The 20,941-nt window shown below is 57.2% G+C and carries 21 protein-coding genes; 5 read left to right on the top strand and 16 right to left on the bottom strand.

Annotation, left to right across the window (positions count from 1 at the left end):
- The first annotated feature begins 43 nt into the window (after positions 1-43).
- On the top strand, positions 44-316 hold the full coding sequence (locus NBV64_RS06395) for an oxidative damage protection protein (RefSeq protein ID WP_009461661.1): 273 nt from the start codon (positions 44-46) through the stop codon (positions 314-316).
- A 368-nt stretch (positions 317-684) separates the two neighbouring features.
- Positions 685-1,971, top strand: a complete 1,287-nt coding sequence (locus NBV64_RS06390; RefSeq protein WP_250756917.1) for an EAL domain-containing protein — start codon at positions 685-687, stop codon at positions 1,969-1,971.
- 61 nt (positions 1,972-2,032) lie between these two features.
- Here NBV64_RS06390 and phoU read toward each other — a convergent pair whose 3' ends face one another.
- From phoU to alr, 12 genes are all read right to left on the bottom strand, one after another.
- Complete coding sequence (gene phoU / locus NBV64_RS06385) at positions 2,033-2,767, bottom strand: phosphate signaling complex protein PhoU (RefSeq protein ID WP_009461659.1); 735 nt, start codon at positions 2,765-2,767, stop codon at positions 2,033-2,035.
- 87 nt (positions 2,768-2,854) lie between these two features.
- Positions 2,855-3,538: a ribose-5-phosphate isomerase RpiA gene (gene rpiA, locus NBV64_RS06380; RefSeq protein ID WP_250756916.1), complete on the bottom strand. Its 684-nt coding sequence runs from the start codon at positions 3,536-3,538 to the stop codon at positions 2,855-2,857.
- A gap of 38 nt (positions 3,539-3,576) precedes the next feature.
- Positions 3,577-3,921, bottom strand: a complete 345-nt coding sequence (locus NBV64_RS06375; protein WP_009461656.1) for a Spx/MgsR family RNA polymerase-binding regulatory protein — start codon at positions 3,919-3,921, stop codon at positions 3,577-3,579.
- A gap of 27 nt (positions 3,922-3,948) precedes the next feature.
- Positions 3,949-4,755 (bottom strand): ABC transporter permease subunit, encoded by an 807-nt coding sequence (locus tag NBV64_RS06370; RefSeq protein ID WP_009461654.1) that lies wholly within the window; start codon positions 4,753-4,755, stop codon positions 3,949-3,951.
- The gene (locus NBV64_RS06365; RefSeq protein ID WP_009461652.1) at positions 4,752-5,672 is read right to left on the bottom strand and encodes an ABC transporter permease subunit; all 921 of its coding nucleotides are present in this window, start codon (positions 5,670-5,672) and stop codon (positions 4,752-4,754) included. Before NBV64_RS06365 ends, NBV64_RS06370 begins: the two co-directional genes overlap by 4 nt.
- A complete protein-coding gene (locus tag NBV64_RS06360; RefSeq protein ID WP_009461650.1) occupies positions 5,669-6,799 on the bottom strand; it encodes an ABC transporter ATP-binding protein in 1,131 nt (376 codons plus the stop codon). Before NBV64_RS06360 ends, NBV64_RS06365 begins: the two co-directional genes overlap by 4 nt.
- A 6-nt stretch (positions 6,800-6,805) precedes the next feature.
- On the bottom strand, positions 6,806-7,912 hold the full coding sequence (locus NBV64_RS06355; protein ID WP_009461648.1) for a polyamine ABC transporter substrate-binding protein: 1,107 nt from the start codon (positions 7,910-7,912) through the stop codon (positions 6,806-6,808).
- 77 nt (positions 7,913-7,989) lie between these two features.
- Positions 7,990-8,709 carry a 3-deoxy-D-manno-octulosonic acid kinase gene (locus tag NBV64_RS06350; protein WP_250756915.1) on the bottom strand — a complete coding sequence of 240 codons (720 nt, stop codon included), beginning with the start codon at positions 8,707-8,709 and terminating at the stop codon, positions 7,990-7,992.
- Between the two features lie 9 nt (positions 8,710-8,718).
- The gene (locus NBV64_RS06345; RefSeq protein WP_250756914.1) at positions 8,719-9,498 is read right to left on the bottom strand and encodes a sulfite exporter TauE/SafE family protein; all 780 of its coding nucleotides are present in this window, start codon (positions 9,496-9,498) and stop codon (positions 8,719-8,721) included.
- Positions 9,499-9,503: 5 nt separating this feature from the next.
- Complete coding sequence (radA, locus tag NBV64_RS06340; protein ID WP_009461642.1) at positions 9,504-10,889, bottom strand: DNA repair protein RadA; 1,386 nt, start codon at positions 10,887-10,889, stop codon at positions 9,504-9,506.
- A gap of 9 nt (positions 10,890-10,898) precedes the next feature.
- Positions 10,899-11,615, bottom strand: a complete 717-nt coding sequence (locus tag NBV64_RS06335) for an SDR family oxidoreductase (protein WP_009461640.1) — start codon at positions 11,613-11,615, stop codon at positions 10,899-10,901.
- A gap of 18 nt (positions 11,616-11,633) precedes the next feature.
- Positions 11,634-12,764 carry an alanine racemase gene (gene alr, locus NBV64_RS06330; protein WP_009461638.1) on the bottom strand — a complete coding sequence of 377 codons (1,131 nt, stop codon included), beginning with the start codon at positions 12,762-12,764 and terminating at the stop codon, positions 11,634-11,636.
- 70 nt (positions 12,765-12,834) lie between these two features.
- Between alr and hpnC the strand changes: the two genes are divergently transcribed.
- The 3 genes from hpnC to hpnE are packed head-to-tail and all read left to right on the top strand — an operon-like array spanning position 12,835 to position 15,848.
- On the top strand, positions 12,835-13,695 hold the full coding sequence (gene hpnC, locus NBV64_RS06325) for a squalene synthase HpnC (RefSeq protein ID WP_009461636.1): 861 nt from the start codon (positions 12,835-12,837) through the stop codon (positions 13,693-13,695).
- A 6-nt stretch (positions 13,696-13,701) separates the two neighbouring features.
- On the top strand, positions 13,702-14,565 hold the full coding sequence (gene hpnD / locus NBV64_RS06320; protein ID WP_009461634.1) for a presqualene diphosphate synthase HpnD: 864 nt from the start codon (positions 13,702-13,704) through the stop codon (positions 14,563-14,565).
- A complete protein-coding gene (gene hpnE, locus NBV64_RS06315) occupies positions 14,562-15,848 on the top strand; it encodes a hydroxysqualene dehydroxylase HpnE (RefSeq protein WP_250756913.1) in 1,287 nt (428 codons plus the stop codon). Before hpnD ends, hpnE begins: the two co-directional genes overlap by 4 nt.
- A 310-nt stretch (positions 15,849-16,158) precedes the next feature.
- Here hpnE and speG read toward each other — a convergent pair whose 3' ends face one another.
- The 4 genes from speG to alaC all read right to left on the bottom strand — a co-directional run bounded on the left by speG (position 16,159) and on the right by alaC (position 20,919).
- Positions 16,159-16,716 (bottom strand): spermidine N1-acetyltransferase, encoded by a 558-nt coding sequence (speG, locus tag NBV64_RS06310; protein ID WP_009461630.1) that lies wholly within the window; start codon positions 16,714-16,716, stop codon positions 16,159-16,161.
- A 311-nt stretch (positions 16,717-17,027) separates the two neighbouring features.
- Positions 17,028-18,437, bottom strand: coding sequence for a threonine synthase (thrC, locus tag NBV64_RS06305; RefSeq protein ID WP_250756912.1), 1,410 nt, complete (start codon positions 18,435-18,437; stop codon positions 17,028-17,030).
- Positions 18,437-19,735, bottom strand: a complete 1,299-nt coding sequence (locus tag NBV64_RS06300; RefSeq protein ID WP_022983573.1) for a homoserine dehydrogenase — start codon at positions 19,733-19,735, stop codon at positions 18,437-18,439. Before NBV64_RS06300 ends, thrC begins: the two co-directional genes overlap by 1 nt.
- On the bottom strand, positions 19,732-20,919 hold the full coding sequence (gene alaC, locus NBV64_RS06295; RefSeq protein WP_026484343.1) for an alanine transaminase: 1,188 nt from the start codon (positions 20,917-20,919) through the stop codon (positions 19,732-19,734). The genes NBV64_RS06300 and alaC overlap by 4 nt, the downstream gene beginning before the upstream one ends.
- Positions 20,920-20,941 lie beyond the last annotated feature (22 nt).

The raw sequence follows: 20,941 nt of genomic DNA, 5'->3' as shown, positions 1-20,941 counted from the left end.
GTACAATACGCCCATCCAAGCATTTGATTGAAAAGGAACACATATGGCACGCATGATTCACTGTGTGAAGCTGAAACAGGAAGCCGAGGGCCTGGAGTTTCCCCCCTACCCCGGCGAGCTGGGCACCAAGATCTGGCACTCGATTTCCAAACAGGCCTGGGCCAACTGGATGGACGTGCAAACCCGTCTGGTGAACGAGAACCGCCTGAACCTGGCCGACGCCCGTGCCCGCACGTATTTGAAAGAACAGATGGAGCAATATCTGTTTGAAGACAAGGACGTGGAAGCCGACGGTTTTACCGCCCCTTCCGCTTAAGTCCCGATTCAGGACACGCACCCAAACCCCGGAGCATTACCATCGTGCTCCGGGGTTTCTTTATTTTTGCCCCCGACTCCCCCGCCTTTCCCCGCATTCTTATCAAATAGCCCCACCTTCAGCACGCAGCCAAAACGTAATTAAATGAAACGCTGCGCGACAAGTTAGTTTCAGACTGGTCAAAAATCAAAAGAAATGGGATTTTTCTACAGTTACCTGAAGCCCTAAGGCACAAAATCACGGCTGGCCTTGATGCGCATACAGTGCCCAAGCCACACCGGCCCATCACGTGTCCATGTCTGAGCAGCCTTGCGCCGAGCCCTGCACAGCACCGCCGCTTACTGCTTTACCCACAGGAAAAGAAGTTCATGTGCCGCCTAGACCTACCCGAGATTGACCAGTACTCCACTCACTTGCGCCTGTGGCTGGTCAACCTGAGCTATTTGGAGGCTTTGTATGGGCCGCAGTTTCATGCTTTTGTGCTGGATACCGTGCAGCAAAGGCTGCTGGACTGTGGGCTGACTGCCAATGAAATCTTTATCCGGGGGGATTTTGTCCTGATTGCCTTGAAGCAGTTGGGCAAGCAACACCGCTTTCAGCGTACCCATCCCAATGCCCTGGCCCAATTGCTGGGTGCGGCACTGGAGTGTGACCCCATCACCCAGGATGAGCACCGCATCTACCTGCACACCCAGATGGCTTACCACTACGATAGCCGTCAGTACGACACGAATCAGCTCCACCCTCCTGCTCCCAACCCCTGCTCTCATAATCATCCAGCGACGCTGGCCGCCTGGCACAAGGTCTGGGCCAAGACCTACCGAGACGATATGAGTCTGGCAGTTCGCATGCTGGATGATTTACAGAATGGGCTGCTGGCCCTGGCCTTTCAGCCCATCTATCACCTGGGTGAAAAACACAAGAACAAGGACTTTTATGAAGAAGCCTTGATTCGTCACTGCGGCACGGCGGATTACTCTTTACCCGAGGCCATCGCCGCTCTGGAGCGATTAGGTCTGGTGTCCCGGCTGGATCGCAGTGTCTTGGGCAGTGTGGTGGAGCTGCTCAGTACAAAACCCGGTCTTTGTCTGGGAGTGAATATCTCCGCAGGCTCCCTGCAGGACGATTTGTGGTGGCAAGATCTGTTCAGCTATCTGGACAGTCGCCCGGATGTGGCCCAGCGCCTGATTCTGGAGGTGACGGAAACCGGCACCATCGCCCACAAGCCCACGGCGCTGCGCCTGATTGCCCAACTGCAAAACCTGGGGGTACGGATTGCTCTGGACGACACGGGATCGGGCAATAGCACCCTCGCCTTTCTGGTGCAGACCCATGCCGACATTATCAAAATTGACCGCTCGATCTTGCTGCGGGCACGCAGCCCCGGTCAGCCAGCCCATTTGCTGCGCAATCTGGTCAATGTCTGCGCCGATTACAGCCCCTACGTGATCATCGAAGGTGTCGAGGACGAGGCTGATCTGGAGTTTGTGCGCCAGTCCGGTGCGCACGGCGTACAGGGCTATCTGCTGGCCTTGCCAACGCTGACCCCGCCCTGGTGGGACTCGGCAGTGTTGATAACGGTGCAGGATGCGGTCCTGCTACGTACCCAGTTCTATCCTGACCAAGCCCCCAAAGGCTACGGTTTTGGTTTTTGAAAAGCAAACAAGCCTTGCATGACACCATGCAAGGCTTGCAGCAAGAAGGCCCGGGTCGGAATCAGGCTTTGTCTTCGGATTCCGGTTCTGGCAAGGGTTCACCACGTGCAGTACGCTCGGTGTTTTTCACACCGGTGTGACGCACGTCGTCACCACGCACCATGTAGATCACGCGTTCAGCCATGTTCTTGGCGTGGTCGCCAATACGCTCCAGCGCACGGGCGATAAAGATCAGATCAATGGAGTGCGAAATCGTGCGTGGATCTTCAATCATGTAAGTGATGATGTGACGCAGCGAACCCTTCCACTCACGATCCACTTCCTTGTCGCTACGCACAATCTGTGCTGCGTGTACGGCATCCTGGCGCGCAAAGGCGTCCAGCACATCGTTGATCATGCCAGCGACTGAGGAGCTCATGTGACGCAGTTCCACCACGGGCTCGTAGCCAGCGGTACCTTCGTGCAGACGGCGAGCCATCTTGGCGATGCGCTCGGCCTCGTCCCCGCAGCGTTCCATATCGGTCAGCATTTTGGAGATGGACAGCAGCATGCGCAGGTCAATGGCAGTGGGCTGATTACGGGCGATCAGGTTGGTGATGCGCTCGTCAATCTCCACTTCCAGGCGGTTGATTTCTTTTTCACGCTCGCGAACCTGGTCAACCAGCGACATATCCCCGGTTTGCAGGGCTTCGGTCGCACTGCGAACCATAGATTCAACAATACCGCCCATCTGCAAGAACAGCGAACGGGTGGCCTCCAGATCGGAGTGAAACTGCTTATTGGTATGTTCGTTCATAGTGGCCTTCTGTAACAGCAAAATGGCTCGCGCCAGCGCTTAATCCGTGCATAGATTAAGCACCGATTATGACAGAGACATTAAAATTCAGAAACCGTCGCCAGGCAGGGTACGCACACCCTGTTGACCGGCAATCAAGGCCACGCTGGCTGGGGTAATCGCGAACAGGCCACAGCACACCACACCGGGCATATTGTTGATCTGGGCTTCCAGAGCAGCCGGGTCTGCAATCGACAAACCGGACACGTCCAGAATCAGGCCACCGTTATCGGTGACAAAGCCCGTACGCTCGACGGGATTACCGCCCAAGGCGCGCAATTGGCGAGCCACGGCATTCTTGGCCATGGGGATGACTTCCACCGGCAAGGGGAACGCACCCAGGCGATCCACCAGTTTGGAATCGTCCACAATGCACAGGAACTTGTCCGAGACCGAAGCCACGATTTTCTCGCGGGTCAAAGCGCCACCACCGCCCTTGGTCATGTTCAACGCCGCATCGATTTCGTCGGCACCATCCACATACCAGTCCATGCGTTCGATGGTGTTCAAGTCTTGCACTGCAATACCCATACTTTGCAGGCGAGCGGTCGAGCGCTCCGAGCTGGAAGCAGCAGCCTTGAAGGCATGTTTGTGCGCCGCCAGAGCATCAATAAACAAATCAACCGTGGAACCCGTACCCACACCCAGAATGGAATCCGGGGTCAGGAAAGGAAGGACGTAATCAACCGCGGCCTGAGCCACCTGTTGTTTGAGTTCGGTCTGTGTGTACATGGCAGATATAAAAATGGGGGGGCTTGGCCCCCCTTGGTTTATTTAAGAAAACGTGCGGCAAATTTGCCTTCGTTGAAACCCACGCTGACCTCGCCCTCGGGCGTAATCAGCAAGGGGCGGCGCACCAGCGCCGGAAATTCAGCAATCAAGGCCAGCCATTGGGCATCGTCCTGCGGCTCTTTACGTTCCGCAGGCAGATTACGCCAGGTCATGGAGGCACGATTGACCAGCTTGGGCCAGCCACCCAGCTCCTGCGCCCATTGTTGCAGGCGGGCCGCTTCCAAGGGATGTTCGCGGTAATCCACAAAGTTCAAAGGCAGACCGTTTTGCTCAAACCAGGCAATCGCCTTTTGGCAGGTGCTGCAATTTTTCAAACCATACATCGTGAACACGGCAATACTCCTTATCAATCAGGCGCGACGCTCGCGGCGTACCTGCAAGCGGCTGGCGACCACAACAAAAATACCAATCACCAAAATCAGCAGGGTCGCCAACGCGTTGATCTCGGGCTTGAGACCCAAGCGTACGCGCGAAAACACTTCCACCGGCAAGGTGGTAAAGCCCGGACCGGACAGGAAGGAAGCGATCACCACATCGTCCAGCGACAAGGTAAAGGCCAGCAACCAGGCCGCCATCAAGGCAGGCACGATCGAAGGCAGGACCACCTGGAAAAACGCCCTCAAGGGGGTAGCACCCAAATCAAGCGCCGCTTCTTCCTGAGAGCGATCCAGCTCACGCATGCGCGACTGCAGAATCACGGTCGCGTACGCGGTGCACAGCACCACGTGACCAATCCAGATAGTGAAGATACCGTTCTGTTCCGGCCAGCCAAACAGGGAGTTCAGCTCCACAAACATCAGCAGCAGGGAAATACCCAGCACCACTTCCGGGATGACCAACGGTGCACTGACCAGACCGATGTACAGAGCAAAGCCCTTGAAGCGTCCCATACGGGCCAGCACATAGGCGGCCCAGGTGCCCAGAATGGTGGCCATGGTCGCGGTCAGCACGGCTATCAGGAAAGACAGCTTGGCAGCACTGAGCAGCGCTTTATCCTGAAACAGGGACTCGTACCAGCGGAAGGAAAAACCCGACCAGGACGTCATGATGGCCGATTCATTAAATGAAAAGACGATCAGGAACAGGATAGGAATGTACAGAAAACCAAAGCCCAGCGTCAGGACGATGGCACGCAGCCAGGGATTAGGCTTGGTCATGAGCGGCCTCCCCGTTGCGCTTCCATCTGTCGCATCTGGCTGTACTGGAAGAAAATCAAGGGAATGATCAAGAGCAGGACCATCACGCAAGTGACGGCAGCAGCCATCGGCCAGTCCGCATTATTGAAGAACTCGGTCCACATGACACGGCCCATCATCAAGGTGTCAGCCCCACCCAGCATTTCCGGAATCACGTACTCGCCTACGGCCGGAATAAACACCAGCATGGCACCGGCAATCACGCCGGACATGGACATGGGCAAAGTGATATTCCAGAACGCCGACCAGGGACGTGCGCCCAGATCGTAAGCCGCTTCCAGCAAGCGCATATCCAGCTTTACCAGATTCGCATACAAAGGGAGGATGAAAAATGGCAGATAGGCATAGATCAAACCGATATAGACGGCCAGATCGGTGCGGTAGATTTCCAGCGGCGCATCAATAATGCCTATCCACAGCAAGACCTGATTGAGCAGGCCATCGCCACGCAAGATGCCTACCCAGGCGTAGACACGCAGCAGCATGGAGGTCCAGAAAGGCAGAATCACCGCCAGCAACAACAGACTACGCACGGCGGGTGAAGAGCGCGCAATGTAGTAAGCCACCGGGTAGCCGATCAGGATACAAAAGATCGTGGTGACGGCAGCCATCTTCAAGGAGCTGACGTAGGTGGCCAAATACAGATTGTCGCTGAACAGCAGGATATAGCCGCGCAGGTTCAGTACAAAGGAAATGCTTTCCTCGGCAAACTGGGCCAAGGGCGTATACGGCGGCACCCCGAAATCAAGATCGGCAAAACTGATCTTGAGCACGAGCAAAAATGGCACCAGCAGAAACAGGATCATCCACAGGAATGTGGGTGCGACCACCAGCGTGCGACTGGTGGGCAGCAGTTTGCGCCAGGACAGGTTCTTCATGTGCTCAGTACCGTTGCGCTATCGTCGGACCAGGACACGTAGACCTCTTCGTCCACGCCGGGAGCATCTGGCTGGGCCAAGGTGCCACTGGGCATTTGCGCCTCGATCAGCATGCCGGCGTCCAGACGAATCTGGTAGCGGGTGTAGCTACCCATCCAGGACACGTGGGTCACAATGCCGTGGCCCCAGTTGGTGTCCTCGGAAGGCAACTCACGACTCACCTTGATCTGCTCGGGACGAATGGACACATACACGTCCATGCCCAGCGGTTCGCTGATCCCGTGGCTGACATACAAGGGGCGGTTTAACTCCTCGCACTCGATATGAACGTGGTCCGGTTCGTCCACCGTCACTACGCCGGTGAACAAATTGGTGGAACCGATAAAGCCCGCCACAAAGCGCGAGTTCGGGAAGGAGTACACATCGTAAGGCGTACCGGACTGGATGATCTGCCCATCGGACATTACCGCCAGTCGGCTGGCCATGGTCATGGCCTCTTCCTGGTCGTGAGTCACCATAATGCAGGTCACTCCCACACGCTCCAGAATCTTGACCAGTTCAATCTGGGTTTTCTGACGAATCTGCTTGTCCAATGCGGACATGGGTTCATCCAGCAAGAGCAGCTTGGGACGCTTGACCAGGCTACGCGCCAAAGCGACACGCTGTTGCTGGCCGCCTGACAACTGATTGGGTTTGCGGCGTGAAAAACCCGCCATCTGCACCAGATCCAGGGCTTCAAATACGCGTTCGTGGATTTCGTTGCGGGGCACGCCTTCCTGCTTCAAGCCAAAAGCCACATTGGCCTCAACCGACATGTGCGGAAACAGCGCGTAGGACTGGAACATCATATTGACCGGCCGCCGGTAAGGCGGCAGGTCGGTAATATCCTCGTTGTCCAGATAAATCCGACCGGAAGTCGGCTCCTCGAAACCTGCCAGCATACGCAGCAGGGTGGATTTGCCACTGCCTGAACTACCCAGCAGCGCAAAAATTTCGTGACGGGCGACGTCCAGACTTACAGACTGGACGGCCACCGTATCGCCAAAAATCTTGACGACTTCGTCCACACGCACGAAAGCATCCTCGCCATCCATCCAGGGCGAGGTTCCGGTACGGATATCTTGCATGATGCCTTAACGTCCAGACTTGAGTTCAGCCCACAGGCGCGTTTGCAGACGCTGCACCTTCAGTGGCTGTGGTTTGATGACGAACAAAGTCTTGGAGACTTCGGGCGACGGGTAAATCATGGGGTTGTCAGCTACTTCCTTGACCACGAACTCGCGCGCATCTTTATTGGCGTTCGGGTAGAACATGGTGTTGGTAATGGCGGCATGGACTTCCGGCGTTTCAATGTAGTTGATGAAGGCGTGGGCCTCTTTCACATTGCTCGCGCTCTTGGGGATGGCCATGGTGTCAAACCAGACCGGAGCCCCGCCTTGCGGAATGTAGTAGTCGATGGCGTACGGCTTTTTAGCCTGGCGCGCACGATCAGCGGAGATCATCACGTCGCCGGAGAAACCGTAGACCATGCACAGATCGCCCGCAGCCAGCTCGTCGATATAGCCCGAGGAGCTGAACTGACGTACGTAAGGACGGATTTGCTTGAGCAAGTCCAGGGCTTCGCGGTAATCGGCTTCATTGCTGCTGTTGGGGTCTTTGCCAATGTAGTGCAGCACGGCCGGGAACACCTGGGCGGCTTCGTCCAGAATGGAAATGCCACAGCCTTTCAGCTTCTCGGCATTTTCAGGCTTGAACAGCATGTCCCAGTTGCCCAGGTCCACCTGCTCGCCCATGATCTCTTTGACTTTAGTGACGTTGTAGCCCAGGCCATTGGTGCCGTAGCCCCAGGGAATCAGGTATTCATTGCCGGGGTCCACATCGGAGAGCAGCGCCATGATGTCCGGGTCCAGATGGGACCAGTTGGGAATCTGACTTTTATCCAGCTTCTGGAACAAACCGCCTTCGATCTGACGCGCTGCGTAATGCGTGGAGGGAACCACCACGTCGTACCCCGACTTGCCCGTCAACAACTTGGCTTGCAAAGTGTCGTTATTGTCGTAAACGTCATAACGCACGGTAATGCCCGTGGCTTTCTGAAAGCCGGACAAGGTGTCGGGGGCCGTATATTCAGCCCAGTTATAGACGTTAACAACCTGATTTTGTGCCTGTGCAACAGGCATGATGGCAGCAGCGGCCAGCAGGCCTGCGAGTACCTGTGGTGTGTTCATCCCAAAAGACATCACGAGTCCCCTTCCTATCGAAAGCGAAAAACCCAAAAGGCGAGATGATAAAGCTTTTTTAAAGCCCGTAGTCGTAATTAACGCTGCGTTTGGTGACGGTAAGCAGAAAACATCTGCTGCCACCACTGATCGCCACGCGGCCCACACACTTTGAGCAAAGATCGTCTCAGGCGTTGCACATTACCCAGCGCCTGGGCGGGGCTGACGGGCCCCTGTCGTGCACGGTCAAAATCGATCAGCCAGACTTTGTCATTCGCATCCAGCAAAATATTGTAGGCGTTAAGGTCAGCGTGCCAAACCTCGAATTGGTGCATGCGGACAATCTCGTGTGCCACCGCTTCGGGGGAGGCACGGTCCAGGCACAGAGTCAAAGGCTGCACATCGGGCACACGCTGGCTTATCAAGGCCGCATGGTACCAAAAACCCTGTTGCCACCATGCACCCGCCAGCACTTTGGGGACGGCCAAGCCCTTGTTGTGCAAATAAGACATCACCTGAAATTCTCGCCAGCTGCGAGTCCGCGATGCCCCTTGCCACAAGTAGGAAGACTCATTGAAGCGAGCCACCAGGCCACCACGGCGGTAGTGACGCAGCACCGCCTGACCAAAGGGCCCGTTCACAAACCAGGCGGCCTGACGACCCCCCTGCCCCACCTTGCTGGCCTGGTCGCCATACGAGGTGGCCTCGAACCAGCGCTGCAAGGCCTCGGGTTCCAGATTCAGCTGATTGGCCAGCTCCGGAGCCAACAAGGCACCGCCACCGGGCAAAGAATAGACAGTTTCGGATTGGGTGCTCACAGCAGCTCCTCAGGCACGAACCAGCAACAGGGCCATGATCAATACCAGCATGCAGGCAAAAATAAACTTCAGACGATTCTCGGGCAAACGATAGGCCAAGCGCACGCCAAACGGCACCAGCAGCAGGCTGCCCATCGCCATCGGTATGCCGACCTGCCAAGTAGCCTGACCATGAAACGCGTACGTCGCCAAGGCGACCAACGTGCCGGGAATAATCATGGACAGTGCCAAGCCTTGCGCACCGGTCTGGCTATAACCCATACGGCTGGTCAGGAACGGCACCACCAGCACCGCACCGCCCACACCAAACACGCCTCCGGCCAAGCCCGCCATCATGCCTACCGCGATATACCACAGCTGGCCAAACGACTCCGGGTCCGGACGCGGCTTGTCACTGCGACGACGCCGCCGGGAAAAACCCAAACTCTGGTCGAAATAATACAGGGCAATGGCCATCACAAATACAGAGTAAATGCGACGCAGCAAGATCGCATCCATGCCCAGAGCCAGACGTGCGCCCAGCCAGGTAAAGATGATGGAGGAGATCGCCCCCAGTGCTGCCCGACGAAAATCAATGTGGTTGCGACGATGGTACTGACGCACGGTCAGCAGCACCGCAGGCACCACCATGATCAGAGCCGTACCTTGAGCGGTTTGCTGGTCCATACCCAGAATCAGGCCCAGCAATGGAATAGCCAGCAAGCCGCCACCTATCCCCAGGACCCCGCCGGTATAGCCAATAAGCGCGCCTCCCAGCAAGCAGGCCAGGATCAACTCAATACTTATCATGACGGTTACAGATTACGCAGACGGTCGACAGCGTCTTCCACCCGGTCTACCGCCCAGATTTCCAGGCCTTCGATCGCCTGACGCGGGGCGTTGCTCTTGGGAATCAAGGCAATGCTGAAGCCCAATTTAGCCGCTTCGCGCAAACGCTCCTGTCCACGCGGGGCCGGACGAATTTCACCGGCCAGGCCGATTTCCCCAAACACGACCAGGCCCCGTGGCAAGGGGCGGTTATTCAGGGAAGACAAAATAGCCAGCAACACAGCCAAGTCAGCGGCTGGCTCGGTAATCTTGACGCCCCCTACAGCGTTCACGAACACGTCCTGATCGTAAGTGACCACGCCTGCATGTCGGTGCATCACCGCCAGCAGCATGGCCAGACGGGAGCTTTCCAGCCCCACAGACAGGCGACGCGGATTGGGTACATGGGCCGAGTCCACCAAAGCCTGAATTTCCACCAGCAAAGGCCGTGTGCCTTCCTGGGTGGCCATGACGCAGGAACCGGCTACTGACTGGGAATGCTGGGACAAGAACAGGGCCGAAGGATTGCTGACTCCTTTCAAGCCTTTTTCCGTCATGGCAAACACGCCCAATTCATTTACCGCGCCAAAGCGGTTCTTGAATGCGCGCACCATGCGGAAAGAGGAATGGGTATCCCCCTCGAAATACAGCACTGTATCCACAATGTGCTCCAGCACACGCGGACCGGCCAAGGTCCCGTCTTTGGTGACGTGACCGATAAAAATCATGGAAGTACCGCTTTGCTTGGCCAGACGGGTGAGCTGCGCCGCACATTCACGCACCTGCGATACCGAGCCTGGGGCCGCACTGAGCTGATCGGAATACAGGGTTTGAATCGAATCGATTACCACTACGCTAGGCTGGTGCGACTGCAAGGCCTGGCTGATGGATTCCAGTCGAATTTCAGCCAGCAGATCCACACCTTCGGTAGGCACGCCCAAACGGCGAGCACGCAAGGCGACCTGCTCGGCGGATTCCTCGCCCGTCACATACAGAACTTTGGTTTGCTGGGCCAAGGCTGCCATGGCCTGCAGCAGCAGCGTGGATTTACCGACTCCGGGATCGCCCCCGATCAGGATCACGCCGCCTTCCACCAGGCCACCGCCCAGGACACGATCGAACTCGCCTATGCCTGTGGGCACACGCGGCAGTTCCCGTGCCTGCACATCGGAAAGACTTTGGACCGGGCTGGAGCCAGCCAGGGAAGCAAAACGATGCGCACTGGCCGCAGCCGGTGTCTCTACCGTTTCCTGCAAGCTGTTCCAAGCCCCGCAGGCCGGGCATTTGCCCGCCCACTTGGGTGTATCTGCCCCGCACTCCGTGCAAACAAATACAACTTTGGCCTTGCGGGCCGCACGAGTACTGGTGGCCATAGAAATTCCTTAACGTCCGGCCAAGCTGCCACCGCCATCCACGCCCAGATTCTGGCCGGTGATATAAGCAGCTTCATCGCTTAGCAAGAAGGTAACCGCAGCAGCCACTTCGGCCGCCTGCCCAAAACGTCCCAAAGGAATGGAGGACAGGCTGCGCTGTTCGGCTTCGCTGCCGACGGGATGATTGGCACGGAACAATTCGGTTTCGATCGGACCAGGAGAGACCGCATTGACGGTAATGCCGTAAGGAGCCAATTCCAAGGCCCAGGTGCGGGTACAACCCAGCAAGGCACTTTTGGCCGCGGCATAGCTGGTGCGATCGGAACCGCCGTGCACAACACGACTGCAAATATTGACGATGCGGCCTTCCTTGCGCGCTTTCATCGAAGGGATGAAAGCCTGGGCCACTTGCACCGCCACACGTACATTCAGGTCAAACACCTGATAAAGATTGCCCAGGTCCACCTGACCAATCGGTTCGGGCGCGACCATACCTACGTTGTTCACAACCGCATCAACGGGATATTTTTCGCGGATAACGCGCAGCATTTCCTCGGTTTCGCCTGCATTGCTCAAATCGCAGGAGTACAGATATCCGGGGAAATCAATGCTTTCGGTGTGGCGGGCCAGACCCACAACGTGGGCCCCGGCATCAGCCAGCCTTTGGCTGATTGCCCAGCCGATTCCTTTGGTAGCGCCGGTAACGAGTACACATTTATTTTTCATGGCTATGCCTTGTTGGTGTTAATCCTGGATGACGCGCGGCACGCGTGGGGCGACCGCGCAAATCAATTCGTAGCCCAGGGTTCCGGCTGCCGCAGCAACCTCATCCACACTGGGCCCGCCTTGACCGAACAACACCGCCTGACTGCCTACACCGGCGGCGGGCACCGGGGTCAGGTCGACTGCCAGCATGTCCATGGACACACGACCGAGCAAACGAGTGCGCACACCGTTCACGGTAATCGGGGTGCCGGTTCCCGCGTGACGCGGGTAACCATCGGCATAGCCACAAGCCACCACGCCAATACGCATGGCCTGCTCGGCAATGTACGTATGGCCGTAGCCAATGCCCTCGCCCTGCTTGACGCCGCGCACGCTGATCAGCTCTGCCGCCAAAGTCATACCAGGCTGCAGGCCGAAGTCCTCGGCGCTGATGTCCGCAAAAGGAGAGCTGCCGTACAGACAAATACCGGGGCGTACCCAGTGATCCGGACCGGAGGGCATGTATGCACCCAGGTCAGGGCTTAGTGTTGCCGCTGAATTACACACACTGACCGGGCCCGGCAAGCCGTCGGTGATCCGGTTAAAGCAGCGAATCTGCTCCAGCGTGGCGTCGATATTGTCGTCAGCGCGCGCAAAGTGCGTCATGCGCCCCACGGTTCCCAGCTTGCCCGCTTTTTGCAGACGCTGAGCGCGCTCGAAGGCGGCGGGGTAATCGTCCACGCTGAAACCCAGACGGTTCATGCCGCTATTGAGCTTGACCATGGCATTCAAGGCCACCCCGCCCTTCCACTGCTCCAGCATCTTGAGCTGCTCGTGGCAATGAATGACAGTGGTCAGGCCAAACTCGGCCAGCACATCCAGATCTTCAGGCTGGAAAAAACCTTCCAGCAACATGATGGGGCCGGTCCAACCGGCAGCCCGACAACGTATGGCTTCTTTCAGGTCCAGCATCGCCATGCCTTCGGCGGCACTGAATGCCCGCACCGCATTTTCGATGTCATGACCGTAAGCATTGGCCTTCATGACGGCCCAGATATGGGGCCGTTTTACGCCGGATGGAGCCGTGGCGTTATTCAGGCTCTGAATAACCATATCGAGATTGTGACGCAGTGACGCAATATGAATGGTGGCCGAGATAGGACGTGGCATGGTTCTCCCCGAAGCAATACGAAAGTCTAAACCAGCCCTAGTGGAAACGAAAGCCGTATACTGGCGGACTATGTCTATCGAGCACTATGAAAACTTCCCTGTCGCCTCTGTGCTGCTACCTCGTCGGCTACGCCGACCGGTCACCGATATTTATCGTTTTGCCCGCAGCGCCGACGACATTGCTGATGAAGGCGATTTAAGCGCTGCCGAGCGCCTGGAACTGCTGGCGCAGTTCGAAGCCGGAATAGAACAACTGCAATATCACCAGCCCGTCCTGGCCGATACCCCGCACAGTGAAATTTTTGTCCCTCTGGCCAGCAGCATCAGCAACTTCCAGTTGCCTCTCAAGCCTTTTCTGGACCTGCTGTCTGCGTTTCGCCAGGATGTCACCACCCATCGCTATAGCGATATGGCCCAGGTGCTGGATTACTGTACCCGCTCGGCCAACCCGGTCGGCCGTTTGATGCTGCATCTGTATCAAGCCCACAGCCCGGAGCTGATCGAGATGGCCGACTCCACCTGTACCGGGCTGCAACTGGTTAATTTCTGGCAGGACGTGGCACTGGACTGGCACAAGAACCGTGTCTATATCCCGCAAGACCTGCTGGCCCAATATGATCTGGATGATGATTACATCCAGGCCCGTACCCAGCTGCTGCGTCAGCCCGAGGCCGATGCCCGCTGGCAGGAAATGATGCAGTTGCTGGTTACCGATGCCCGTCAACGCCTGCAAGCCGGGCTGCTGCTGTCCAGCTATCTGTCCGGGCGCATCAGCCTGGAACTGAAAATGATGGTATTGGGCGGCCTGCGTATTCTGGAACGCCTGGAAGCGGTAAAGTTTGATGTCTTCAGCCATCGTCCCACCCTGTCCCGCCTGGACTGGCTACGCCTGATTACCCGCGGCTTGAGCCGTACCCCTTACCGACCCTGAACGTCCATGAGCCCAGACGAGTATTGTCAGAACAAGGCAGCCCAGAGCGGCTCCAGTTTTTACTACGCCTTTTTGTTTCTGCCGCCTGAACGCCGCCGTGCCATCACGGCGCTGTACGCGTTTTGCCGCGAGGTGGACGACGTGGTGGACGAGGTTCACGAGGAATCGGTTGCCCGCATGAAGCTGGTCTGGTGGCGCACGCAAGTGGCCGATCTGTACGAAGGCCGTGCCCATCACCCGGTCATGCAGGCTCTGGCGCCCCATATCAAAGCGTTCGACCTGCCTCAGGACGAACTGCTGGCCGTGATTGACGGCATGGAAATGGATCTGGACCAGGTGCGCTACCAAAGCTGGAGCGAGCTGGAACGCTACTGTTGGCACGCCGCCAGCGTGGTGGGACTGCTATCGGCGCGTATTTTTGGCCAAACCCAGGAACAGACCAGCGATTATGCCCAAAAACTGGGCCTGGCTTTTCAGTTGACTAATATCATCCGTGATGTGGGCGATGACGCTCGTCGTGGCCGCATCTACCTTCCCCAGGAAGATCTGGACAAGTTCGGTGTGTCACCTCACGAGATCCTGGATCAACAGCATTCGGAGCGCTTCGAGGCCCTGATGGCCTTTCAAACCGAACGCGCCCAGGACTTGTACCGCCAGGCCATGCGTGCCCTGCCCGCTGTGGATCGCCGGGCACAACGCCCAGGCCTGTTGATGGCCGCCATCTACCATGCCCTGCTGGTGGAAATTGCCAATGATCGTTGGCATGTACTGGAACAGCGCATTTCGCTGACACCCATTCGCAAATTCTGGTTGGCCTGGAAAACCTGGGTATCGGGCGGCCGCAGCTTGCAACGCAAACTGGGCCGATGAAAGTCGCGGTTATCGGGGCGGGCTGGGCGGGCTGTGCTGCCGCCTGGCGGCTGAAGACGCAAGGCCATCAAGTCAGTGTCTTTGAAGCCTCGCGCCATATAGGCGGGCGTGCCCGCCGCATCCACAGCCCCAATCTGGGGCGTGATACTGATAATGGCCAGCACATCATGCTGGGCGCCTACTCCGTCATTCTGGGGTTAATGGGGGAAATCGGACTGGACGAAGCATCCCGTCTGGAACGCAAGGATCTGGACGTGATCTCGGCCGATGGGCGCTTTCGCCTGCGCAATCGCCCCTTGCCTGCCCCCTTCCATTTATTGACTGGCCTGCTAGGCGCCCAGGGCCTGAGCTGGTCGCAGAAAATCAAGCTGGCACGTTTTTGCCGCTGGCTGATGAAACAGCAATGGCGCACCCCGGATGGTCTGACGGTTTTGCAGCTCCTGGAGCAGCATCAGCAAGACAGCCAGGTCATCCGTTTGTTCTGGCAGCCGCTCTGCGTGGCGGCCATGAACACGCCCATTGAGCAAGCCTGCGCCCAACTCTTTGCCCATGTCTTGCGCGACAGCCTGGGCGGTCCCCGGCAAGCCAGCCAAACCTTGATTCCCTTGATGGATTTAAGCCAGCTCTGGTGCGAGCCCGCCCTGCGTGACATTCAGCTACAGCTGGGCCACAGAGTACAAAGACTGGAACTGACAGAGTCAGGTGTACAAATTGACGGCCTGCAGTTTGATGCAGCCATTGTGGCCTGCCCTCCCGTACAGGCTGCGCGCCTGCTGCATAGCCTACCCAGCAGCCCGGCCAGCGAACAACTGCTGGCCGATCTGGAAGCCTTCAGCTACATCCCTATTGCCACCCTGTATCTGGAATTGGAACAGGCCTGGAATCTGCCCCATTCCATGTTGATGCTGGACGATAAAAGCGGCAGTGGTGGCCAATGGCTATTTGATCACAGCGCCCTGAAACCGGGCAGCGGTGAAACGCTGGTGGGGATCGTCATCAGCGATGCTGTGCGCCTGCAAGCGCTGGACCGCGAGCAAGCCATTGCCGCGATCATCGAGCAGGTACGCTGCCAGACCCGGCACCTGAAAGCCATGCCTGCCATACGGGCCAGCGAGCTGATTATCGAAAAACGGGCCACGTTTGCGGCTGTGCCCGGTCTGCGTCGCCCTTCGGTAGCGACACCTTGGCCAGCTATTCGCCTGGCAGGCGACTGGACCGATACCGGCTACCCCGGTGTGCTGGAAGGCGCTGTGCGCAGCGGTCTGAAAGCGGCACATCTATAAGCACCAGCTCTGAGCGCATCACAGCTGGAAAGAATCTGCCGAGTAACCGTCTTCCCTGCCACCCGTTTATCCAGCTCTTGCTCTACCGCCGACTTAGCTCTGCTTGGCGTAGCCTGGCTTGAACCGTAGGCTCGGCTTTGGCAGCTATTCTGACTAGTACGGCATCCGCCCTTTGCAAAGCGGTCCTGCACAAACCAGCAAACACTCACTACGCATTAAGGCAATCAAACAGAGTCATGCCCAGAAACCCGGCCATCAGCGAAGGCCTCGTTTAAGACACTCTAAACACAAGCGCTATTGAGGCAAAACACTATTGTGCCGACGGTGTCAGCAAAGTCTGCGCAGGCTTATGAGCGGCCAGAAACTCCGATTGAAACAGGCACATGCGCACCACATCCCGATATTGGCCGTTAATGAAGAATTCGTGCTTGAGCTCGCCTTCCACCTGAAAACCAAACTTCTGATAAATGTGGATGGCCTTGTGGTTTTCCTTGTCCACAATCAGCACGATCTTGTACAGGTTCAGCACCCCAAAGCCGTACTCGATAGCCAGCTTGGTCGCCCGCGAGGCAATGCCCTTGCCCTGGAACTCCGGCGCAATAATGATCTGGAACTCTGCCCGGCGGTGTACATAATCAATTTCCACCAGTTCCACCACGCCGGACGGCTGCCCTTCCCACTCCACAACGAAACGACGTTCACGCTGATCGTGAATATGCTCATCGTACAGAGCCGCCAGCTCGCCATAGGTTTCGTAAGGTTCTTCGAACCAGTAGCGCATCACGCTGGCGTTATTGTCCAGCAAATGCACAAAGCGCAAATCTTCGCGCTCCAGCGGGCGTAATTTAACGTGAGTCGTTTTACTCATGATTTTTCTATCCTTTCTCTATGTTCGATAGACGAGCCGCCTATCTGCCTATACCAAAGGCCATAGACATCATGCCCGCATATCGTGTGTTTTTGATGAAGGCCTGATAGAAAAAGTTCAGTTGGCTGCAAAACCGCAGCCCGACCAGTCTTGCGGTAAAACCGGCCAAAAACGCAAAAACCCCGATTTCTGCTTTCCTGCATAGCAAACTGAACATCAGTCAGGCCAGCAGGAATATCAAAATCGGGGTTTGAAACTACTACCTAGCCGCTATGGCTGCGCCAGCCCGGAGCTAGCGCAGGTAGCGGGCATCAGGTTGGGGCGTGTTCCTCGATGTAGCGACGTACTTGAGCTACATCCGAATCCATCACCACCACCTTCTGTGGCAAGTCTGCCAGACCGGTCAGGTGCGCAGGCACCGGAGCGGGCTGACCAATCGCTTCTTCGATTGTCTCGGAGAACTTGGCAGGCAGCGCGGTTTCCAGCACCAGCATGGGGATGCCTTCTTCGCGGAAGTTCTGAGCCACCTTGACGGCGTCTGCCGTGTGCGGGTCGATCAGAGTCTGGTACTGCTTGTTCACCTGAGCAATGATGTTCAGACGATCCTGGTGCGAGCTGGCACCAGCCACAAAGCCGAACTCTTCCTGGAAGCGTGGCAGATGCTCGCTCAGGTCGAATTGGCCTTCTTTGGCTAGCTGCTCCCACAATGCCTTGACCTTGCTACCATCACGGCCCAGCAGATCAAACACAAAGCGCTCGAAGTTGGAGGCACGGGAAATGTCCATGGATGGGCTGGACGTGGCGTAAGTTTGCTCGGAACCACGGGGACGATAAATACCGGTGCGGAAGAATTCTTCCAGCACGTTGTTTTCGTTGGTGGCCAGAACCAGCTTGGCGATAGGCAGCCCCATCTGACGAGCAATGTGGCCCGACAGAATATTGCCGAAGTTACCCGAAGGAACAGCAAACGAGACCTTTTGACCGGCCTGGTTCGTGCTGCGCAGCCAGCCCCAGAAGTAGTACACCACCTGAGCGGAAATACGTGCCCAGTTAATGGAGTTCACGGCGCCCAGATGCCATTTGGACTTGAACTCCAGATCACCAGCCAATGCCTTGACGATGTCCTGGCAATCATCGAACACACCTTTCACCGACAGGTTGTGGATGTTTTCGTCTTGCAAGGAGTACATCTGAGCGCGTTGGAAAGCACTCATGCGACCGTAAGGCGAGAGCATGAACACGCTGACGCCACGCTTGCCGCGCAAGGCGTATTCAGCCGCCGAACCCGTGTCGCCAGACGTGGCACCCACAATGTTCAAGGTGCTGTTGCGCTGTGTCAGCACGTATTCGAAAACCTGGCCCAGGAACTGCATGGCCATGTCTTTAAAAGCCAGGGTTGGGCCTTGGGACAAGCCCAGTAAGGAGAAACCGGGTTCCAGTTCCTTGACCGGTACCACCTGCTCGCTGTCGAACACGCCAGGGGCGTAAGCACGTGCCGTCAAGGCGGACAGTTCATCAGCCGGAATATCGGTGACAAACAGGCCCAGCACTTTGGCGGCCAGTTCGGGGTAGCTCAGGGCGCGCCAGGACTCCAGCGTTTCTGCACTGACTTGAGGGTAGCTCTCTGGCATGGCCAAACCGCCATCCGGAGCCAGGCCTTCCAGCAAGATGTCCGAAAATGGCTGGGCCTTCATGCCGCCACGAGTAGAGATGTAATTCATTACAGGTTCTCCACGCGCAGACGGGTCACGGCAGACTGAACAAAAGGCAGATTCTGAATCTGGCTGATCGCACCATTGATGGCACCTTCACGCGCTTCATGCGTCAGGAAGATGATGTCAGCCTGTTCACCGGCTGGCTCCTGGAACATGGAACCGATCGAGATCGAGGCTTGCGCCAGAATGCGAGCCACATCAGCCAGAACACCAGGACGGTCATCCACACGCAAACGCAGGTAGTACGAGGACACCACTTCATCCATAGGCAGGATGGGCGTATCGGACATGGCGTTGTGCTGGAAGGCCAGGTAAGGCACGCGATGTTCCGGTTCTGCCGTTTGCAGACGGGTCACATCCACCAGGTCCGCCACCACCGCCGAGGCGGTTGGCAAGGCGCCGGCACCGGCACCGTAGTAAACGGTTTGGCCAACGGCATCGCCATGCACCAGCACCGCGTTCATGGCACCTTGGACATTGGCCAGCATGCTTTGCAGTGGAACCAGTGTGGGGTGTACGCGCAGTTCGATACCTTCTTCACGGGCGCGGGTAATACCCAGCAGCTTGATGTTGTAGCCCAGGCGTTGTGCGTGTTGCAGGTCTTCCAGTGCCAGGCTGGTAATGCCTTCCACGTGAGCCTTGCTAAATTGCACGGGGATACCAAAGGCCAGGGAGGCCAGCAGGCTCAGCTTGTGCGCAGCATCCACACCTTCAATGTCGAAAGTAGGATCGGCTTCGGCGTAACCCAGACGCTGGGCATCGGCCAGGGCTTCAGCAAAGCTGACACCACGGTTGCGCATTTCGGACAGGATGTAGTTGGTGGTGCCGTTGATAATGCCGGCCAGCCACTGAATACGGTTGGCCGTCAGGCCTTCGCGAATTGCCTTGATGATAGGAATACCACCGGCCACAGCGGCTTCGAAGGCCACCATGACGCTACGCTCGTGAGCAGCGGCAAAAATCTTGTTGCCATGCTTGGCCAGCAGCGCCTTGTTGGCGGTGACCACGTGCTTGCCCTGGGCAATGGCTTCCATGACCCACTCGCGTGCCAGGGTGTCGCCACCCACCAGCTCGACCACAATATCGATCTCGGGGTTGCGCACCACATCCATGCCGTCTGTGGTCAGGGTGACCTCGTCCCCCACCAGCGCGCGTGCCTTTTCCAGGTCACGCACAGCAATAGCGACCACCTCAATACGGCGACCGGCGCGGCGAGCGATTTCATCTGCATTGCGTTTCAATACGTTCCAGGTGCCGCTGCCAACCACACCCAAACCCAGCAAACCTACTTTGATAGGACTCATTGAACAAATCCGTCCTTACGGAACATTTCTTTGATGCCGCGTACCGCCTGACGGGTACGTTGCTCGTTTTCGATCAGCGCAAAGCGCACATAGTTGTCGCCATACTCACCAAAGCCGATGCCGGGGGATACGGCTACTTTGGCATCGCTCAGTAAGCGCTTGGCAAACTCCAGCGAACCGATGTCCTTGTAGAACTCGGGAATCTTGGCCCAGATATACATTGATGCCTTGGGGACATCGACCATCCAGCCTGCTTCATGCAGGCCCTTGGCCAATACGTCGCGACGGCGGCGGTACTGCTCCACCACCTCGCTGACACAATCTTGTGGTCCTTCCAGCGCCGCAATGGCGGCCACCTGAATCGGTGTGAAGGTACCGTAGTCGTGATAGCTCTTGATACGTGCCAGGGCATTGACCAAGGACTCGTTCCCCACCATGAAGCCAATACGCCAGCCGGCCATATTGTAGCTTTTGCTCATGGTAAAAAACTCGACTGCGACATCGCGCGCACCTTCCACCTGCATGATGGAGGGGGCCACGTAGCCGTCAAAGGTAATGTCGGCATAGGCCAGATCGTGTACCACCAGAATATTGTGCTCGCGTGCCAGCGCCACAATACGCTCAAAAAAGGACAGTTCCACACACTGGGCCGTCGGATTGCTGGGAAAACCCAGAATCATCATTTTGGGCTTGGGAATGGACTCCCGCACGGCTTTTTCGATTTCCTCGAAAAAGTCCACGCCGGGGACCATGGGCACCGAACGGATATTCGCGCCGGCAATGACGGCACCATATATATGAATCGGGTAGCTGGGGTTGGGCACCAGAACGGTGTCGCCCTTGTCCAGGGTTGCCAGCATCAAGTGGGCCAGACCTTCTTTGGAACCGATGGTAACGATCGCTTCACTATCAGGATCCAAGTGCACATTGTAGCGGCGCTCGTACCAATTGGTCACGGCTCGGCGCAGACGCGGAATGCCTTTGGAGACAGAATAACCATGAGTGTCCGGGCGGGTGGCCGCCTCGACCAGCTTTTCCACGATGTGCGCCGGTGTCGCGCCGTCCGGGTTCCCCATGGACATGTCGATAATGTCCTCGCCACGACGGCGGGCGGCCATTTTCAGCTCGCCTGTAATGTTGAACACGTAAGGCGGCAAACGCTCGATGCGCGGAAAGCGAATCATGACATTCCTTGAGAAGAAAACA

This window comes from Alcaligenes sp. DN25 (genome assembly GCF_023674485.1).
Lineage (GTDB): Bacteria > Pseudomonadota > Gammaproteobacteria > Burkholderiales > Burkholderiaceae_B > Alcaligenes > Alcaligenes phenolicus.
This window is presented reverse-complemented; position numbering and strand designations above follow the sequence as displayed.

Coding starts and splice junctions, on each gene's coding strand:
- NBV64_RS06395 (WP_009461661.1), top strand. CDS start 44: ATGGCACGCATGATTCACTGTGTGAAGCTGAAACAGGAAGCCGAGGGC.
- NBV64_RS06390 (WP_250756917.1), top strand. CDS start 685: ATGTGCCGCCTAGACCTACCCGAGATTGACCAGTACTCCACTCACTTG.
- phoU (WP_009461659.1), bottom strand. CDS start 2,767: ATGAACGAACATACCAATAAGCAGTTTCACTCCGATCTGGAGGCCACC.
- rpiA (WP_250756916.1), bottom strand. CDS start 3,538: ATGTACACACAGACCGAACTCAAACAACAGGTGGCTCAGGCCGCGGTT.
- NBV64_RS06375 (WP_009461656.1), bottom strand. CDS start 3,921: ATGTATGGTTTGAAAAATTGCAGCACCTGCCAAAAGGCGATTGCCTGG.
- NBV64_RS06370 (WP_009461654.1), bottom strand. CDS start 4,755: ATGACCAAGCCTAATCCCTGGCTGCGTGCCATCGTCCTGACGCTGGGC.
- NBV64_RS06365 (WP_009461652.1), bottom strand. CDS start 5,672: ATGAAGAACCTGTCCTGGCGCAAACTGCTGCCCACCAGTCGCACGCTG.
- NBV64_RS06360 (WP_009461650.1), bottom strand. CDS start 6,799: ATGCAAGATATCCGTACCGGAACCTCGCCCTGGATGGATGGCGAGGAT.
- NBV64_RS06355 (WP_009461648.1), bottom strand. CDS start 7,912: ATGTCTTTTGGGATGAACACACCACAGGTACTCGCAGGCCTGCTGGCC.
- NBV64_RS06345 (WP_250756914.1), bottom strand. CDS start 9,498: ATGATAAGTATTGAGTTGATCCTGGCCTGCTTGCTGGGAGGCGCGCTT.
- radA (WP_009461642.1), bottom strand. CDS start 10,889: ATGGCCACCAGTACTCGTGCGGCCCGCAAGGCCAAAGTTGTATTTGTT.
- NBV64_RS06335 (WP_009461640.1), bottom strand. CDS start 11,615: ATGAAAAATAAATGTGTACTCGTTACCGGCGCTACCAAAGGAATCGGC.
- alr (WP_009461638.1), bottom strand. CDS start 12,764: ATGCCACGTCCTATCTCGGCCACCATTCATATTGCGTCACTGCGTCAC.
- hpnC (WP_009461636.1), top strand. CDS start 12,835: ATGTCTATCGAGCACTATGAAAACTTCCCTGTCGCCTCTGTGCTGCTA.
- hpnD (WP_009461634.1), top strand. CDS start 13,702: ATGAGCCCAGACGAGTATTGTCAGAACAAGGCAGCCCAGAGCGGCTCC.
- hpnE (WP_250756913.1), top strand. CDS start 14,562: ATGAAAGTCGCGGTTATCGGGGCGGGCTGGGCGGGCTGTGCTGCCGCC.
- speG (WP_009461630.1), bottom strand. CDS start 16,716: ATGAGTAAAACGACTCACGTTAAATTACGCCCGCTGGAGCGCGAAGAT.
- thrC (WP_250756912.1), bottom strand. CDS start 18,437: ATGAATTACATCTCTACTCGTGGCGGCATGAAGGCCCAGCCATTTTCG.
- NBV64_RS06300 (WP_022983573.1), bottom strand. CDS start 19,735: ATGAGTCCTATCAAAGTAGGTTTGCTGGGTTTGGGTGTGGTTGGCAGC.
- alaC (WP_026484343.1), bottom strand. CDS start 20,919: ATGATTCGCTTTCCGCGCATCGAGCGTTTGCCGCCTTACGTGTTCAAC.